At 64.6% G+C, this 16,149-nt stretch carries 13 protein-coding genes and 2 pseudogenes; 5 read left to right on the forward strand and 10 right to left on the reverse strand.

The features are described from left to right. Window positions 1-91: 91 nt before the first annotated feature. On the forward strand, window positions 92-703 hold the full coding sequence (locus CT676_RS10175; RefSeq protein ID WP_063982234.1) for a DUF2147 domain-containing protein: 612 nt from the start codon (window positions 92-94) through the stop codon (window positions 701-703). A gap of 115 nt (window positions 704-818) precedes the next feature. Here CT676_RS10175 and CT676_RS10180 read toward each other — a convergent pair whose 3' ends face one another. Continuing rightward, a complete protein-coding gene (locus CT676_RS10180; protein ID WP_244623135.1) occupies window positions 819-1,919 on the reverse strand; it encodes a hypothetical protein in 1,101 nt (366 codons plus the stop codon). A 399-nt stretch (window positions 1,920-2,318) separates the two neighbouring features. On the opposite strand from CT676_RS10180, the gene CT676_RS10185 reads away from it, so the two are divergent. After that, window positions 2,319-2,675 carry a hypothetical protein gene (locus CT676_RS10185; protein ID WP_028158285.1) on the forward strand — a complete coding sequence of 119 codons (357 nt, stop codon included), beginning with the start codon at window positions 2,319-2,321 and terminating at the stop codon, window positions 2,673-2,675. Between the two features lie 9 nt (window positions 2,676-2,684). Here the strand turns inward: CT676_RS10185 and CT676_RS10190 are convergent, their stop codons facing one another. Beyond that, entirely contained in the window at window positions 2,685-4,949 is a 2,265-nt protein-coding gene (locus CT676_RS10190; protein WP_135214557.1) for a TonB-dependent siderophore receptor, read from the reverse strand. 267 nt (window positions 4,950-5,216) lie between these two features. After that, entirely contained in the window at window positions 5,217-5,633 is a 417-nt protein-coding gene (locus CT676_RS10195) for a helix-turn-helix domain-containing protein (protein WP_135214558.1), read from the reverse strand. A 221-nt stretch (window positions 5,634-5,854) separates the two neighbouring features. Here CT676_RS10195 and CT676_RS10200 point away from each other — a divergent pair, with 221 nt between their 5' ends. Next, a complete protein-coding gene (locus CT676_RS10200) occupies window positions 5,855-6,985 on the forward strand; it encodes an L-dopachrome tautomerase-related protein (protein WP_205124595.1) in 1,131 nt (376 codons plus the stop codon). A gap of 48 nt (window positions 6,986-7,033) precedes the next feature. Here CT676_RS10200 and CT676_RS10205 read toward each other — a convergent pair whose 3' ends face one another. The 4 genes and pseudogenes from CT676_RS10205 to CT676_RS45190 form a co-directional block, all read right to left on the reverse strand. Continuing rightward, window positions 7,034-7,303 carry a hypothetical protein gene (locus CT676_RS10205; RefSeq protein WP_244623136.1) on the reverse strand — a complete coding sequence of 90 codons (270 nt, stop codon included), beginning with the start codon at window positions 7,301-7,303 and terminating at the stop codon, window positions 7,034-7,036. A gap of 192 nt (window positions 7,304-7,495) precedes the next feature. Next, entirely contained in the window at window positions 7,496-8,860 is a 1,365-nt protein-coding gene (locus tag CT676_RS46245; protein ID WP_135214560.1) for a HAMP domain-containing sensor histidine kinase, read from the reverse strand. After that, complete coding sequence (locus tag CT676_RS45185) at window positions 8,857-8,949, reverse strand: hypothetical protein (RefSeq protein WP_244623147.1); 93 nt, start codon at window positions 8,947-8,949, stop codon at window positions 8,857-8,859. The genes CT676_RS46245 and CT676_RS45185 overlap by 4 nt, the downstream gene beginning before the upstream one ends. Window positions 8,950-9,259: 310 nt before the next feature. Continuing rightward, window positions 9,260-9,538: pseudogene (locus CT676_RS45190) on the reverse strand (response regulator); the annotation flags it as partial. A gap of 542 nt (window positions 9,539-10,080) precedes the next feature. On the opposite strand from CT676_RS45190, the pseudogene CT676_RS10220 reads away from it, so the two are divergent. Both CT676_RS10220 and CT676_RS10225 read left to right on the forward strand, forming a co-directional pair. Next, window positions 10,081-10,782 (forward strand): annotated as a pseudogene (locus CT676_RS10220) (MipA/OmpV family protein). A 6-nt stretch (window positions 10,783-10,788) separates the two neighbouring features. Then, on the forward strand, window positions 10,789-11,529 hold the full coding sequence (locus CT676_RS10225) for a hypothetical protein (RefSeq protein ID WP_135214561.1): 741 nt from the start codon (window positions 10,789-10,791) through the stop codon (window positions 11,527-11,529). Between the two features lie 117 nt (window positions 11,530-11,646). Here CT676_RS10225 and garD read toward each other — a convergent pair whose 3' ends face one another. The 3 genes from garD to gudD form a co-directional block, all read right to left on the reverse strand. Further along, a complete protein-coding gene (garD, locus tag CT676_RS10230; protein ID WP_135214562.1) occupies window positions 11,647-13,188 on the reverse strand; it encodes a galactarate dehydratase in 1,542 nt (513 codons plus the stop codon). A gap of 141 nt (window positions 13,189-13,329) precedes the next feature. Then, on the reverse strand, window positions 13,330-14,778 hold the full coding sequence (locus CT676_RS10235; protein WP_063982243.1) for an aldehyde dehydrogenase family protein: 1,449 nt from the start codon (window positions 14,776-14,778) through the stop codon (window positions 13,330-13,332). 19 nt (window positions 14,779-14,797) lie between these two features. Next, complete coding sequence (gene gudD / locus CT676_RS10240; RefSeq protein ID WP_085405880.1) at window positions 14,798-16,141, reverse strand: glucarate dehydratase; 1,344 nt, start codon at window positions 16,139-16,141, stop codon at window positions 14,798-14,800. Window positions 16,142-16,149: the final 8 nt, after the last annotated feature.

Consider the following 16,149-nt stretch of genomic DNA (forward strand, 5'->3'; position numbering starts at 1 on the left):
AGGCAATGCCCCATGTTTCTGGTGCTGGAACCGTTCGCGAAATCGCCGTAGTCTGCGGCCATTGCAGTGGCGGCTTAGCAAGGTGATCATAATGCGGACTCTCTTTTCCAGCTTTCGACTGCTCTCGCCCCTCGCGCTCGCTGTTGCGCTGACGCTTGGCGCGGTTGGGCCGGTAGCCGCACAGGCGCAGCAGCCAACCGCCGCGGGTCTTTGGCAGAAGACCGAGGACGGCAAGACGGTGGGATGGTTTCTCTTCGTCGACCACAACGGCATCTTCGAAGGCGTGATCGCAAAAACCTTTCCGCGCCCCGGCGACGACCCGAATGAGGTCTGTGCGAAATGCACGGATGATCGCAAAAACGCCCCGGTGCTCGGGCTCTCCTTCATCCGCGACATGAAGCGCGACGGCTTGAAGTATGACGGCGGCAACGTGGTCAATCCGCGCGACGGCAACATCTGGAAGGCCAAGATGTCGGTCAGCCCGGACGGGCAGACGCTGACCATGCGCGGCTTCCTCGGTATTTCCCTGTTCGGCAAGGACGAGACCTGGACGCGTCTTCCCGACGCCTACATCGCCCAGGTCGATCCTGCCATCGTCGCCAAATATCTTCCGGCACAGGCGACCGCCGCGACGACGAAGCCGGCGCCCGCGCCCGCGGCGAAGAAGGGCGGCGCGATGATGGCGCCGGCGCCGAAGCAGTAGGGCCCCTCCGTATCCTCGCACTGTCTCTGGAATACTGGATCGCCCGATCAAGTCGGGCGATGACAGTTGAGTGTGTGGCTCGGGCCTGCCTCAGCAGCGACGGTCTTGACGACCGTCAATACGTCCGTGCCTTCTTGCAAGGCGCGTAGAACGTGCCGTTGCCGGCGACGACCCGCTCGAGGCATTGCCGGGGATCGGTGATCTCGCCGTCGACCTGGAAATAATAGGCCTGCGGTCCCAGGCTCAGGACGTAATGTCCCGGCGCAAGCTCGAGCCCTGAATCGCCGGTGTGAAGCTCGTACATCTCGGGCTTCCCCGGGATCGGCGACACCCGGAACGGATAGGAGAAGTTTCGGATCACCCCGACATCTTCTCCGCCGCCTAGATTTTTGCCTGCAGCGTCGGTCGAAAACTCCCTGGCGATCTTCGCGACGACCCGAACCTCGACGCGCTCGGGGATCACGTTCGCGGCGTCCCGCCGAAACACGATGAATTTGACGCGGCCGTTCGGCAGATGCGGGCGATCGGGCTTCTTGAACTCCGGTGAAATCGCGATGCGCATGTCCGGCGCCATCACGCCGGTCGCATTCAACTCCGCCAGCGATTTGTCGTCGATCAATGCGTAGATGCCGTAGTCGGTTGGCAATACGCGCGTCGGGGGAGGCGGGCCAGGGGTGATCATTTCCGGCTTGGCGACCGTGATCGTCGTCTCCGGCTTGGGCGATACCTGCGCGATCTCCTGGGCCTGGGACGAAATCTGCCGGCGCAGCGCGGCGATGTTGTCTCGCTGCGAGACGATCAGGATGACTGCGCCAACGGCAAGCAGGATGGCCGCCGTACGCTTGATCACCGGTAGAAGCGGGCCCGAGATCGCAGGCAGCTTGCTGCGGGATATCTCGATCCTCGATCGCAAAACGGTCGCGTGGCCGGACACCAGAAGACCGCCTGTCTCGGTCGCCTTTGACGACGTGAGCTGTTGTGACGGCAAGCGCTCCAGCGGCGCCTGGTCGCGCGAGAATTTTTCGACCTCCTCGATCGCGACCTCGAGCGCCCGCTTCATCTGGTCGATGTTCCGGGCGTCGGCGTAGGTGAACTGCTCCTGGAGCTTGTAGCGGGCAAGGTCGTAGACCATCTGCCGCCTGGCTTCCGCGTCGTCCTTCGCCGTCTCGAGCATCCGCGAAATCACGAGCGCAAACTGCACTTCGCTTGCGGGCAAGTCGGTCGAATCCTGCTGGCCAGGAAGCAACTCTCTCGAACTCATAGCGCTGACGGTCCAATGCCAGTCACGCCAACACCTGATTTCTCTAATTGAAACAGTTGATTAAAAGATGCGGCCCGCGTCCGCGGCCGTTTCGTACACGTCCTCGCGGAACAAGGAAAGCCTCCAAAACAGCTGCGGCAAATTGCCGACGCGTTGGACATGCAGGACGTGCGCGCCGGCCGGGGCAACGCCGTGCGGCCGTAGTTCCCCGGAATGCGCGCTGGCGCCGGATTTGCATAGCTGTCGCAAAGCCGCTGGGGAGCGAGTCGCCGTCTCCACGCCTGCCGCGACCGTGCGGAAGGCGGACGGCGGTGTCTGTCCCTCGCGGCGCTGATTGCGATCCGCGGAGACGATATGCGACTTGCCAGACTATGTGCGGCGGCGCTGCTGGGGCCGATGGCGCTGCTTGCGACCTCAGCGCTGGCGCGCGACGACGGCCGCTATGCCAACTCGCCGCTAAAACCCTGGTTCGAGAGCCTGCACAGCCAATACGGGCAATGCTGCTCGGATGCCGACGGCTACGTCATAGCCGACGTCGACTGGGAATCCGATCGCGGCCACTACCGCGTGCGCATCGACGACGAATGGGTCGTCGTGCCCGACGGTGCCGTGATCACCGAGCCGAACAAGATCGGTCGAACCATGGTGTGGAAGCACTATGTCGACGGCCATCCGCGCGTGCGCTGCTTCATGCCCGGCAGCATGACGTAGCGGTCGTGGCTAGAATTTGTACGTCACGCTGCCGAGCACCGTGCGGCCGATACCGAGAAAGCAGTCGCCGCGCGCCAGGCACGTGGTGAGGTGACGCTTGTCGAAGAGATTGCTGGCATTGACCTGAAGCCGCCAGGAACCGGTCTCGTAACGAACCATGGCGTCGAACAGCGTATAGTCGGGTGTGCGGAGGGTGTCGGTGCCGTCCCAGGAGGTGCCGATGTAGCGCACGCCGCCGCCGAGCGTGACGCCGGGCAGGCCGAGCAGGGACAGACGGTACTTCGCCCAGAGCGAGGCCTGGTGATCCGGCACGGTCTCGACATGCTTGCCGGAATTGTCGCCGCTTTCCACGCGGGCATCGAGATAGGTATAGGCGCCGATCAGGTCGAGCTCCGGCGTGACGCGCGCCAGCACCTCGAGCTCGGCGCCGCGGATGCGCACCTTCCCGGTCTGGATCGAGAAGCGGTCATCATCGGGGTCGCTGGCCAGCCGATTCCGTTCGGTGGTGTCGAAGATCGCGCCGTTGATCGCATTGCCCGGTGTCGGATTGTACTTGAAGCCGAGCTCCACCATCTCGCCGCGCTGCGGCGCGCACACCGTGGCGCAGACGCCGCTGCCGAACACCGGGTTGAACGACTGCGCATAGGTCACGTAAGGCGTGACGCCGAATGGCAGCTCGTACATCAGCGCGGCGCGGCCGGTGGTCGCCTGGTAGTTTTCGACCGGCGAGGCCTGCGTGTTACTGGTGACGTAGTCGTGGCGCAGCCCAAGCACGGCGAGCCACGGTCCGAGGCGCAACTGGTCCTGAGCGTAAATACCGAGCTGGGTCTGGCGCAGATCCGGTTCGGGAGACATCGTCGGCGCGGGTACGCCGCGGTAGACCGGCGCGTAGAGATCGAACGGCGTCGGGTCTGTGGTGAAGCCTGATTGCGCGTGCTCCCTGAACTCGCGGTAGTCGGTGCCGAACAACACTTTGTGTGCGACCGGTCCGGTGTGCAATTTCAGCTCGGCATTGCTGTCCGAGGTCAGGTTGTCCTTGACCGTCTCGCGGCTCCATACGCTGCGCGCCACGGAGCGTCGGCTGGCGTCGAGAAATGGATAGTTCGGATCGCTTGGATCGACGAAGCTCAGGTCCGGCCACGTCGACCGGTAAATGCCCTCGACATGGGCGTAACGCAGGTTTTGCCGGATCTTCAGACTGTCGCTGAAGCTGTGCTCGAACAGGCTGCTGATCGCGCCGGTCTCGGTCTGGTACTGGTCGAAGCCGGGCTCGCCGGCGAAGCGCCGCATCGGAATGTAGCCGTTGGGGCCGGCAAACAATGTGCCCTCATGCGGCAGGAAGGCCGTGGAGGACCCCGTGGTGTCCTTCTGATAGGTGCCGAGCACCGTCCAGCTGGTGTTGTTGGTCGGCCGCCAGGTCAGTGATGGCGCGAGCACGATGCGGCCGTCCTTGACGTAATCGGTCTGCGTGTTGCTGTCGCGGTATACGCCGATGAAGCGATAGAGCCACTCGCCGTCCTTGGTCAGCTTTCCCGTGGAGTCGAGCTGCACCTGCTTACGGTTGAAGCTGCCATATTGCACGCCGATCTCGTTGGCGGATTCGGCCTGCGGGCGCTTCGAGATCAGGTTCAACAGGCCGGCGGTCGAGGTGTCGCCGTAGAGCACGGAAGAGGGGCCGCGCAAGACCTCGATGCGCTCCAGGGTGTACGGCTCCGGCCGCCATTCGTTGAAGTTGTTGGTGTTCACCATGCGGGTGCCGTCGAGATAGATATTTGGGTCCTGGCCGCGGATGCGCGGATAGTCGCCGCGCGAGTCCGCGCCGTAGGCGTCGGCGAACACGCCGGGGACATAGCGCAGCGCCTCCTGAACGGTGGTCGCGCCCTGGTCGATGATGCGGTCGGCGGTGACCACGGTGATCGACTGCGGTGTCTCACGCAGCGGCGTATCGGTCTTCGTGCCGGTGCCGCTGCGGGTCGCGACGTAGCCGCGGACGGGGCCTGTCGCGGTCTCCGCGCCCGTGCTCGCGCCGGCCGCCTGTGTATCGGCGTTCGATGGTGCGCGCTCGGCCTGGCGACGGCGGCTTGCCGCCTGTGCGGCCTGACGGGAGGGAGACGGACGTGTGCGCGCTGCCGGCCGCGACGATTGCTCGACCACGACGGCGGGCAATTCCTGCGACGATGATTGCGCCTCGGCCGGCGCCGCATCCATCAGGCCTGCCAACAGCGGCAGCGCGCCGCCGATCAATCCTGCCGTCGTTCTGAGATATGTAGTCATTCGCGACCCCATCATTTGCGGGGCGGACGACTAACAAGCGCAGTCGATGGCTTGAAGTGCGGGAGGGGCGCAATGGTCCCTCAATCATCAGATTTGGAATTAGTATTTATATAAGTAGAGCGCGCGCCGCTTGATGGCGGCGCGCGGATGGCCTCATGTGAGGATGGAGAATCGTGTCTCGTCGCGGCGTAGGCCCACGCCGTCTTGATCGACGTGTGCGATTTACTTGCAGTCGCCGCAAGGCATCGTGGATACGCAGGGGCCCGCCTACGCGCGGCCTACCGGCAGGCTCCGTCTGACCCGCGGCGAGAGCGAAACGGCGCCGTTGACCGCACCGGCACGGGCCGCTTCCGTCGCGAGATACTGATTGCCCCATGTCCAGAGCATGCGAACGACCGGTTCGAGCGAGCGCCCAAGCGCCGTCAGGGAATACTCGACCCGCGGCGGGACCTCCGCATAGATCTCGCGATGAATGAGGCCGTCCGCCTCGAGCTCGCGGAGCTGGCGCGTCAGCATGCGTTGCGTGATCCGGGACAGGCGCCGCTTGAGCTCGTTGAAGCGAATCGTATCGTCGAGCAGGTGATAGAGAATCACGCCCTTCCACTTGCCGTCGATCAGATCGAGGGTAGCCTCCACGGGGCATCCCACGGCACAATCATACGTCTTGCCGCCGAGCTTCTGCATGGTTCACTCCGTGATACTAGAGGACTGGCCTGTGCGTAATTGTCAGTCCCCAAATTAGCGCGCATCGTGGCTCTCGCAAAGATCGATATCGGCGCGGCGGCGATGAACGAGCGACCGCTTCGGCTCGCATTGGGTCTCTGCATTGAAATCCTGCGGCGGTTGCCGGCGCGGACCGGGCGCACGCGCGCCGGAATAACCGTGGAAAACAAAGGGAGGGAGCGGTGCGAAGCGTGAGGAGAGGAATTCGACTTGTCATTTTTCTGTCGGCGGCAATCGTCACGGGCGCGGCCTGTGCGGAGAACGGAGGCGGCAACGCGGAAGTCTTTGCGAAGCTCCCTCAGTCGGTCGGCAACATTGCGTTTACGCCGGACAATCAGCTGATCTTCAGTCACCATCCATTCTTCAGTCCCGACGTTCGTGTGGCGCGGCTGACATCGCCGACGACGTTCGAGCCGTTTCCAAATGCGGAATGGAATACGCCACGAAAAGGCACCGATCAGTACCTCGATAACGTCCTGGGTCTTCGTTCCGACGAAAGCGGTGTCGTGTGGATCATCGATATGGGATTCCGTACGCAGATCACGCCGAAGCTGGTCGGCTGGAACACGCGCACGAACAGGCTGGAGCGCATCCACTACATGCCCGAGCCCGTGACCGTGAAAGGCTCGCAGCCGCAGGACATCGTGATCGACCAGAAGAACCGGAAATTCTACATCGCCGACGAAAACATCGGGCCCGGCGGCGATGGCTCTCACGCTGCGATCATCGTCATCGACATGGATACGGGTGCCGCCCGGCGCGTGCTGGACGGCGATCGATCCACCGTCCCTGAAAATGTGCCGATCACCGTGGATGGCAATGATCTGACCGTGCCTGGCAAGGACGGCAAGCCTTCGCTCATTAAGGTCGGCTGCGACGGCATCACGATGGATGCCAGGTCCGAATGGGTCTATTTCGCGCCACTCAGCGGCCGGTCGCTGTACCGCATCAAGGCCACCGACCTCGGCAACGAGAAGCTGCCCGCCGAAGAGCTGAGCGCGCGGGTGGAACGCTACTCGGACAAACCGAACAATGGCGGCCTGTCGATCGACTATGCGGGCAACATCTACCTGACTGCGGTCGAGACCAAATCGATTGGAGTCATAGGAGCCGACCGGAAGTTTCGCACTTATTTGAACGATCCGGACATGGTGTGGCCGGACGGGATTACTGCCTCTCCCGACGGGTACATGTACGTGTCCGCGTCTCAGGTCTCCGCAGCCGCCATGTTCCATGGCGGCAAGGCCGAAAACAAGACGCCGTATCTGATCTATCGGTTCAAGCCGATCGCGGCAGGCTATATCTCACGCTGACGGCGGGAGCGACGACCCCGGCAAGGGCAGCCGGGGTCGAAAACTGTCTCAGCGCTCTTCGCTCGTGGCGTTGGCGCTCGCCAGCCGCTTGACGCGCGGCGACAGCACCGACATCTGCGCGGGCGAGGCGGGCATGCCGGCGACGATCATCGCGGGCGCAGCCGACTGCTCCTCGACTCCGGCGCCGCCGAGAACCTGCACTTGCGTCGTCGAAATCGGAAACGACTTCACTTCGTAAGAGGGAAGCTCGCTGGCAAATGCACCGGCCGAGCTCACAATCATGGCGCCGGCAACGGCAATCATCGAAAGAACGCGCATTGGAAAATCTCCGTGGAAGATGGCAATCGGAGGTTTGGTCGCGGCGATACCGCGCCAGGTTCGCTTGTGTGCGAACATTCGACCGCCGCCGGCGGATCTATTTGATATCGTGATGCGACAGGACGAAACGCGGAAGAAGTTTTCCGCGCCAATGTTTCCGGACGGTTTCGCCAAAGGGCTAGAAGCGGCTCGTCAGCCCGTTTGCAGATCGAGGTGCGGCGATCTGGTCGTCGCGGTGGCCTCGGGAAAGCGCAAGCTCATCGTCGTGCCGCGGCCCGGCGCGGAGGAGATGACCAGCTCTCCGCCGTGCGCGGCCATGATCTCGCGGACGATCGACAGGCCGAGGCCGGCGCCGTCGCGCGCGCTGTTGCCGGTCTGAAATGGCTCGAGCAGCCTGTGCTCCGCACCGTCGGGCAGGCCCGCGCCGTCATCGTCGATCGAGATGTCGCCGCGGCTAACCGTCGCAACGATGCGCCGCGCACCATGGGCGTGGATGAGCGCGTTGCCGACGAGATTGGCAAGCGCACTGCGTACCGCGGCGTCGACGCCTTGCACCAGGAACGGACCTTCTTCGGCGTGTTCCAGCGCAAGCTCTATGCCGGCGTCTAGCGCCGAGGGGCTGAAATCGGCGAGCACGTCCAGCGTGATCTCGGCAAGATCAATCGGTCGCTTCTCGATCGCATGATTTTGCAATCGCGCCAGGTCGAGCATGGCGGAGACCAGCGACGTCAGGCGGCGGACGTCGCGCACCAATTCCGCCCTCAGCGCCGGCTCGGGCACGTCCTCGATTTTCGCGCGCAGCAGCGTGAGCGGCGTGCGTAGCTGATGGGCGGCGTTGCCGAGAAAGCGGCGTTGCATCCTGATGTAGGCGTCGATCTCGCCGAAGGCGCGGTTCAGTGCTGCGACCAGCGGCTTCAGCTCGGTGGGGACTTCGGACAGGGATATCAGGCCCTGCGGGGCCGATGGGTCGATCGCGAGCGCGCGATGCGCCACCCGTTCGATGCCGCGCGAGACGAAACGTGCGGCCAGCATCGAGCCGATGGCAACCGTCGCCGCAAAGGCCAGCGCCAGCGTGATGATCCCGAAAATGCTGCGGGCAAGGAAGTTCCTGGCAATCCGGCCGAAGCGGACCTGGGGGGCGCCGACCATCATCGTAAGCTGCAACGGGCCCCGTTGCGCGACGGCGAGACAGAAGGTGCTCTTCTGGTCGAGCGTGCTGAAGACGGACGAGCCGATCGGCCCGTGATAGGGAAACGCGAAGGGGAGGGCGGGCCGGCGTTCGCTACCGTATTCGCTGACCAGATCGCCAGCGGACACGACGTACCAGAGGTTCGGGCTGTCCGTCCTGAGCTCCTCGAGGGCGGGAGTCGGACGTACCGTCAGGTTCTGCCCTTCGATCACTGTGGCGCGATCGAGAACGGCGACCACAACGCGGCAAGCCCTGAACTCGCGTTCCTCCATCGGGTAGCGCCAGATGAAGACACCGAGCATGATCAGGAAGATCGTCGTCGCGGCGATGCCAAGCGACAGCGCAAACGTTCGGGCAATCGACGTCATCGCGGTGTTGCCAGCCGCAGGATGTAGCCGATGCCCCGCATGCTGCGGATCTCGACATCGCCGCCGAGCTCGGTCAGTTTCTTCCGCAAGCGCGAGACCTGCGCTTCGAGCGTGTTTGGATTCGATCTCGTCGTCGAAGCCGTAGATCTCCTCGATCAGGGCGGCGCGGGTGATGACGCGGTCGCGGCGCATCAGGAGCGCTCCGAGGATCAGCGCCTCGCGCCGGCGCAGCAGGATTTTCGTGTCGGCGACCACCGCTTCGTTGCTGCCGAGATGCAGCTCGACATTGCCGAGCGACAGCACCAAGGGCGCGAGCTGCCGGGGCCGCCGCAACACGGCGCGCACCCGCGCAATGAGCTCCTGCGGCTCGAACGGCTTGCCGAGATAGTCGTCGGCGCCGCCATTGAGACCTTCGACGACATCCTCCTTGGCGTCCTTGGAGGTCAGCATGATGATCGCGGGACGGTCCGCCGATCGGCTCAGCGCCGTCACCACCTGGAGCGCATCTCCATCGGGCAGCATCCGGTCGATGATCGCGAGATCATATTTGAAATTGTCCAGCGCCTGACGGGCATCGGCAATCGAGCCGACGACGTCGACAATGCCGTGCAATTGTCGGAGCAGGCGGCTGACATAGGCGCCGATCTGCGGTTCGTCTTCGATTACGAGGGAGCGCACGCGGGTCGTCCTTGACTCTGCTGGGGCAACAAAACCCTGAGCGTGACGCTCCCTGGCCGAAGTCTGGCGTTCCGGCTCGTGCGCAGGGTTCCCATTAAGGCAGCGAGCTTGGCGAATAAAAGGCAGGAACGCGGGCGCCGACCGGCTCTAGCGCTCAAAGTTTGCGAGCGTGAGCGCGGCCCGGCAATGTTCGGGCAACATTGATCCGGCGGCGCGCCCGGCATGCGCCGCGAATGGATCGGGGCGCTGTCTGCCCCTTGCAATCTTGGGGCAATTTTGCCGGACCACATGCTGTGGCTCCTAACCACACGAGTCGACCAGGCCAGCAAGGCCGGTCCGGGGCCCTGTAAATGAAGCATTTTGACGAAGCTGCTCTCGATCCTGCGGCGAGAGCGCAGCAGACCTTGCTGACCGCCTTCCTCGCCGCGTTCGGCGCAATCCTGGCAATCCCGCAGTCGGCATCGGCGCAGACGGCGTTCACGTTGCCAGCCCCGCCGTTCGACGTGCCGATGCTGCCGTCACCTTCCGGCAACTGGACCGTCATGGTCGGCATCGGCGGAGAGTACACGCCGGATTTCGTCGGATCGAAGAACGGGAAGCTCATGCCGATCCCGATCTTCTCCATTCGCCGTGCCGGATCGGTCGACCAGTTTCGCGGGCCCCGCGACAGCGCCAGTATCGCGCTGTTCGACGTCGGAAATTTTCGCGCGGGCCCTGCGTTCAAATACGTCGCGTCGCGCAGGAGCGATAAATATGCCGAGCTGACCGGCCTTGGCGACGTCAAGGCCGCATAAGAGCTCGGCGGGTTCGTCGAATATTTCCCGGTCGACTGGCTGCGCCTGCGCAGTGAATTGCGCCAGGGCATGGGCGGAAATACCGGCACGGTCGCCGATGTCTCCGCCGACGTCATCGTGCCGCTGATCCAAAGGCTCACGATCTCGGCCGGCCCGCGCTTCACCTGGAAAAGCACCAAGGCGACTGCGCCCTATTTCGGCGTCGACGCCGCGCAGTCCGTGGCGTCCGGGCTGCCGATGTACGATGCCAGAGGCGGTGCGCATTCGGTCGGCTTCGGCGGCCAGATCTCCTATCGCATCAATCCGCAGTGGGAAGTCCATGCCTATGTCGAGTACGAGAAGCTGCTGGGCGACGCCGCAGACAGCCCGCTCGTGAAGCTGCGGGGATCGTCGAACCAGACGACGATCGGCCTCGGTGCGTCCTATTCATTCGATTTCAGGATTCGATAGGTCACCATGCGCCGCATTGCTTTTCTATGGGTTGGCCTGGCGATCGCTTGCATCGCCCTCGGCGCGGCCGCGGCGTTCGAGACGCGCGCGACTCGGCTCCAGGCAATCAAGACCGTCGGCATCGTCTCGGCCATCGGCGAGGAGATGAGCCTGACGCAAGCCGGCCTGATCGCGCTCGGCAACGCCGGGCAAAGCCTCTCGATCAGCGCTTGGGGGCTGGACGAGCTGATCGTCCAGCAGGCGACGAAGCTGCTCGGCGGACGCTTTCGCGTGCAGGCGGTGAGCTACCGACGCGCCGCGTTTGCCGCGATCAGGGATTCGGCGGTTGCGCCCGTCAATCTCCTGCGCAGCGATCCGTTCAAGGAGCTGGTTCGCAGCGATGTCGCGCCCCAGGGGTTGGATGCGTACATCGTCATCACCCGGGCCAGATCGAAGCTCGGCAACGGCCGCAACGTCGAGGGCATCGGGCTCGCCCAATATCGGACGCTGCTTGCGGATTACGGCCTGATCCACGCGCTCTACGAGGTGCGCGTGATCGACGGCAAGTCGTTCGACGTGATCGAGAAGCGGGCGGCCGCGCCGCTCGACAACACGGGGACCATGCGGCTCGCCGGACCCAGCGGACCGATCGACGCGACGTTCGAGGGGCCCGCTGCGAGCGAACGGCTACGCGCGGCGATCACGGATCTCATCACGCGCAGCTTGCCCGTCACGCTGGGCGACATGCACCTGATCGACGGTCAGTGAGGCCGGTTGGTCCGGCTTCTAAAGCGCGATGAGATTGGTATGAATCGTCATCGCGCTTTAGGTTATTGTTTGAGCATGATCTTTCGGAAAACCGCTTTGCACTTTTCCGGATCATGCTCAGGTCACCGGCGCCGGATTGAACAGCGTGAGGTCGTTGTGGATGCCCCAACGGTCCGACCACGGCTTCGTGCGGCCGCTGGCGACATCGAGGATCAGGCGGAACAGGTCCCAGCCGGTTTCCTCGATGGTCTTCTCGCCGGTGGCGATGCTGCCGGCATCGAAATCGATCAGGTCCTTCCAGCGGCGCGCGAGCTCGGTGCGGGTCGCAACCTTGATCACAGGCGCAGCCGCAAGACCGTAGGGTGTGCCGCGGCCGGTGGTGAACACCTGCAGCGTCATGCCGGAGGCGAGCTGGAGCGTGCCGCAGATGAAGTCGGACGCGGGCGTCGCCGCAAATAGCATGCCCTTCTGCGTCGCCCTCTCGCCGGGCGAGAGCACGCCGGTGATGGCAGACGAGCCGGACTTGACGATCGAGCCGAGTGACTTTTCGACGATGTTGGCGAGGCCGCCCTTCTTGTTGCCGGGCGTGGTGTTGGCGCTGCGATCGGCGCCGCCGCGGGCGAGATAAGAGTCGTACCAGGCCATCTCGCGCACCAGCGCGCGGCCGACATCCTCGTTGATGGCGCGGCGGGTGAGGAGCTGGATCGCGTCGCGGACTTCGGTGACCTCGGAGAACATCACGGTCGCGCCGGCACGCACCAGCAGGTCCGCGGCAAAGCCCAGCGCGGGGTTCGCGGTGACGCCGGAGAAGGCGTCGCTGCCGCCGCATTGCAGGCCGATGACGAGGTCGGCGGCCGGGCAGGTCTCACGGGTGCGGGTGTTGAGGATCTTCAGGCGGGCTTCGGCCTGGGTCATGATCGCATCGACGATGGCGCCAAAGCCGTCGAAGGCTTCGTCCTGCATGCGCACGATGGCATCGCTGACGCCCTCCGGCACCAGTCGCTCGGGCGCGAGCTTTTCGCAGCCGAGGCTGATGACCAGGATCTCGCCGCCGAAATTCGGGTTCTGCGCGATGTTCTGCAGCGTGCGGATCGGAACGACCGCATCGGGGGCATTGATGGCGACGCCGCAGCCATAGGCGTGCGTCAGCGGCACGACGTCGTCGACGTTCGGGTATTTCGGCAGCAGCTCGGCGCGGATGCGCTTCACGGCGTATTCCATCGTGCCCTTGACGCATTGCACGGAGGAGGAGATGCCGAGGATGTTCTTGGTGCCGACCGAGCCGTCGGTGTTGCGAAAGCCTTCGAAGGTGAAGCCTTCGAGCGGCGGCAGCGGCGCGGGGACGGCGGTCGAGATTTCCAGCTTGTCGAGGGCAGGGGCCTCCGGCATGCGGATGCGCGCTTCGTCGACCCATTCGCCGGCCAGGATCGGCGACAACGCGTGGCCGATCACCTCGCCGTAGCGGATAATCGGCTGATCTTGCGCGATATCGACCAGTGCCGTCTTGTGCCCCTGCGGCACGAAGGCGCGCAGCGTCAGCCCGCTGGCGAAGCGGGAGCCGGCGGGAAGCCCGAAATCATTGACCACGATCGCGACATTGTCGCGCTCGTTGAGCTTGATGTAGCGGGGCTGCTCTTTCGCTGCGACGTCCTGGTCCATGGGAGGACTCCGAAAGTGTAGGGTGGGTTAGCGTAGCGTAACCCACCAATGTCTTCATCCGCGGAGGCAGAAGAGGTGGGTTACGCCAGCGGACCGCGCGTTGCGCAGCCGCGGGCTAACCCACCCTACGATCGTGGCCTATCAACCCGGATAGGTATAGGCGGTCTTCACCGTGGTATAGAACTCGCGCGCATAGGAGCCCTGCTCGCGGGCGCCGTAGCTCGAACCCTTCCGGCCGCCGAACGGCACGTGATAGTCGACGCCGGCGGTCGGCAGGTTGACCATCACCATGCCGGACTCGCTGTTGCGCTTGTAGTGCGAGGCGTATTTCAGGCTGCTCGTGCAGATGCCCGAGGCGAGGCCGAACTCGGTGTCGTTGGAGATCGCCAGCGCTTCCTCGTAGTTCTTGGCGCGGATGACGGCGGCGACGGGGCCAAAAATCTCCTCACGCGCGATGCGCATATTGTTGTTGGCCTCGGTGAACAGCGCCGGCTGGAGGTAATGGCCGGGCGTCTCGCGCTTGAGCAGCTCGCCGCCGAAGGCGAGCTTTGCGCCTTCGTCCTGGCCGATCTTGATGTAGCGCAGATCCTGGTCGAGCTGGCTCTGGTCGACCACGGGGCCGATATGCACGCCGGCCTTGAGCGCGTCGTCCACCGACAGGCCCTTCAGACGCTCGGCCACCGCCGCGACGAAGCGATCGTGGATGCCTTCGGTGACGATCAGGCGGGAGGAGGCGGTGCAGCGCTGGCCGGTCGAGAAATAGGCGCCGTTGACGGCGACCTCGACGGCGGTCTTCAGGTCGGCATCGTCGAGCACGACCAGCGGATTCTTGCCGCCCATCTCGAGCTGGAACTTCTTCATCGGGTTCGACAGCACGCAGGCCTGCGCGATCTTGCGGCCGGTCTGCACCGAACCGGTGAAGGAGATCGCGGCCACATCCGGATGGTCGAGCAGGGTCTGGCCGACGACGGAGCCGGAGCCGACCACGAGGTTGAACACGCCGGCCGGAATGCCGGAGCGGGTGATGATCTCGGACAGCGCATGTCCCGAGCCCGGCACCAGCTCGGCCGGCTTGAACACCACCGTGTTGCCGTAGCAGAGCGCGGGCGCGATCTTCCAGGCGGGGATCGCGATCGGGAAATTCCAGGGCGTGATCATGCCGACGACGCCGACGGGCTCACGGGTGAGCTCGACGTCGAGGCCGGGACGGACGGAGGCGCCCTTCTCGCCGATCAGGCGCAGCGCTTCGCCGGCGAAGAACGCAAAGATCTGGCCGGCGCGCGCGACCTCGCCGATGCCCTCGGGGAGCGTCTTGCCTTCCTCGCGGGCGAGCAGGCGGCCGAGCTCTTCCTTGCGGGCGAGGATTTCGAGAGAAATCTTGTTCAGCGCGTCATAGCGCACCTGCGGCGTCGACTGCGCCCAGGCCGGGAAGGCGGCCTTGGCTGCCGCGATCGCCTTCTCGGTCTGCGCCTTGTCGGCCTTGGCGTACTCGCCGACGAGGTCGTTGGTGTTGGAGGGGTTGATGTTCTTGGTGACGCCGGAGCCATCGACCCATTCGCCGCCGATGAAGTTCTTCAGGATCGCAGTCATGTAGTCCTCCGAGATTTTCTTAACGCACGAGACAGGGACGCTTGTCGTCAAAGGTCCAGCCGGGGATCAGGTCCTGCATGGCAGTAGCGTCATCGCGGGCGCCGAGTCCATGCTTCTTGTAAAGCTCATGCGCGGTTTCGATGGCCGGGCGGTCGATTTCGATGCCGAGGCCCGGCCGCTCGGGCACGGCGATCTTGCCGCCCTTGATCTGGAGCGGCTCCTTGGTCAGCGCCTGGCCGTCCTGCCAGATCCAGTGGGTATCGATCGCGGTGACCTTGCCGGGCGCGGCGGCGCCGACATGGGTGAACATCGCGAGCGAAATGTCAAAGTGATTGTTGGAGTGCGAGCCCCAGGTCAGGCCGTTGTCGCGGCAGGTCTGGGCGACGCGCACCGAGCCCTGCATGGTCCAGAAGTGGGGGTCGGCCAGCGGAATGTCCACCGCCCCCAAGCGTAGTGCATGGGAGAGCTGGCGCCAGTCGGTCGCGATCATGTTGGTCGCGGTCGGCAGGCCCGTGGCACGGCGGAACTCGGCCATGATCTCGCGACCCGAGAAGCCGGCTTCGGCGCCGCAGGGATCCTCGGCATAGGCCAGGATGCCGTGCATGCCCTTGCAGAGGCTGATCGCCTCGTCGAGCGACCATGCGCCGTTGGGATCGAGCGTGACGCGTGCGCTGGGGAAGCGCTTTGCGATGGCGGTGACGGCCTCGATCTCCTGCTCGCCGCGGAGCACGCCGCCCTTGAGCTTGAAGTCCGCGAAGCCATAATGGTCGTGGGTGGCTTCCGCGAGCCGCACCACGGTCTCCGGCGTCATCGCCTCCTGGTGGCGCAGGTTGAACCATTCGGGCTTGCCGGTCTCGCCGCTGACGTAGTCAAGCTTGCTCTTGCGCCGGTCGCCGACGAAGAAGAGATAGCCGAGCGTCTCGACGCTCTTGCGCTGCTGGCCTTCGCCGAGCAGTGCGGCGACGGGCAGGTTGAGGTGCTGGCCGAGCAGGTCGAGCAGTGCGGACTCGATCGCCGTGACCGCATGGATCATCACGCGCAGGTCGAACGTCTGCTTGCCGCGGCCGCCGGCATCTCGGTCGGCGAACGCCGTGCGGACGTCGGCAAGGATGTTGTTCATCGCGCCGACGGTCTTGCCGATCACGAGATCGCGGGCATCCTGGAGCGTCTGCCAGATCTTTTGCCCGCCCGGTACCTCGCCGACGCCGGTGTGTCCGGAATTGTCGGTGAGGATGACGATGTTGCGGGTGAAGAACGGCGCGTGCGCGCCGCTCAGATTGAGGAGCATGCTGTCGCGGCCCGCGACCGGGATCACCTGCATCGATGTGACGACCGGTGCGCCGGAGACCTCAGTCTGGGCCATCGCACGCT

Origin of the sequence: Bradyrhizobium sp. MOS001 (assembly GCF_004634465.1) — a bacterium.
Classification (GTDB): domain Bacteria; phylum Pseudomonadota; class Alphaproteobacteria; order Rhizobiales; family Xanthobacteraceae; genus Bradyrhizobium; species Bradyrhizobium barranii.

Coding starts and splice junctions, on each gene's coding strand:
- CT676_RS10175 (WP_063982234.1), top strand. CDS start 92: ATGCGGACTCTCTTTTCCAGCTTTCGACTGCTCTCGCCCCTCGCGCTC.
- CT676_RS10185 (WP_028158285.1), top strand. CDS start 2,319: ATGCGACTTGCCAGACTATGTGCGGCGGCGCTGCTGGGGCCGATGGCG.
- CT676_RS10190 (WP_135214557.1), bottom strand. CDS start 4,949: ATGACTACATATCTCAGAACGACGGCAGGATTGATCGGCGGCGCGCTG.
- CT676_RS10195 (WP_135214558.1), bottom strand. CDS start 5,633: ATGCAGAAGCTCGGCGGCAAGACGTATGATTGTGCCGTGGGATGCCCC.
- CT676_RS10205 (WP_244623136.1), bottom strand. CDS start 7,303: ATGCGCGTTCTTTCGATGATTGCCGTTGCCGGCGCCATGATTGTGAGC.
- CT676_RS46245 (WP_135214560.1), bottom strand. CDS start 8,860: ATGACGTCGATTGCCCGAACGTTTGCGCTGTCGCTTGGCATCGCCGCG.
- CT676_RS10225 (WP_135214561.1), top strand. CDS start 10,789: ATGCGCCGCATTGCTTTTCTATGGGTTGGCCTGGCGATCGCTTGCATC.
- garD (WP_135214562.1), bottom strand. CDS start 13,188: ATGGACCAGGACGTCGCAGCGAAAGAGCAGCCCCGCTACATCAAGCTC.
- CT676_RS10235 (WP_063982243.1), bottom strand. CDS start 14,778: ATGACTGCGATCCTGAAGAACTTCATCGGCGGCGAATGGGTCGATGGC.
- gudD (WP_085405880.1), bottom strand. CDS start 16,141: ATGGCCCAGACTGAGGTCTCCGGCGCACCGGTCGTCACATCGATGCAG.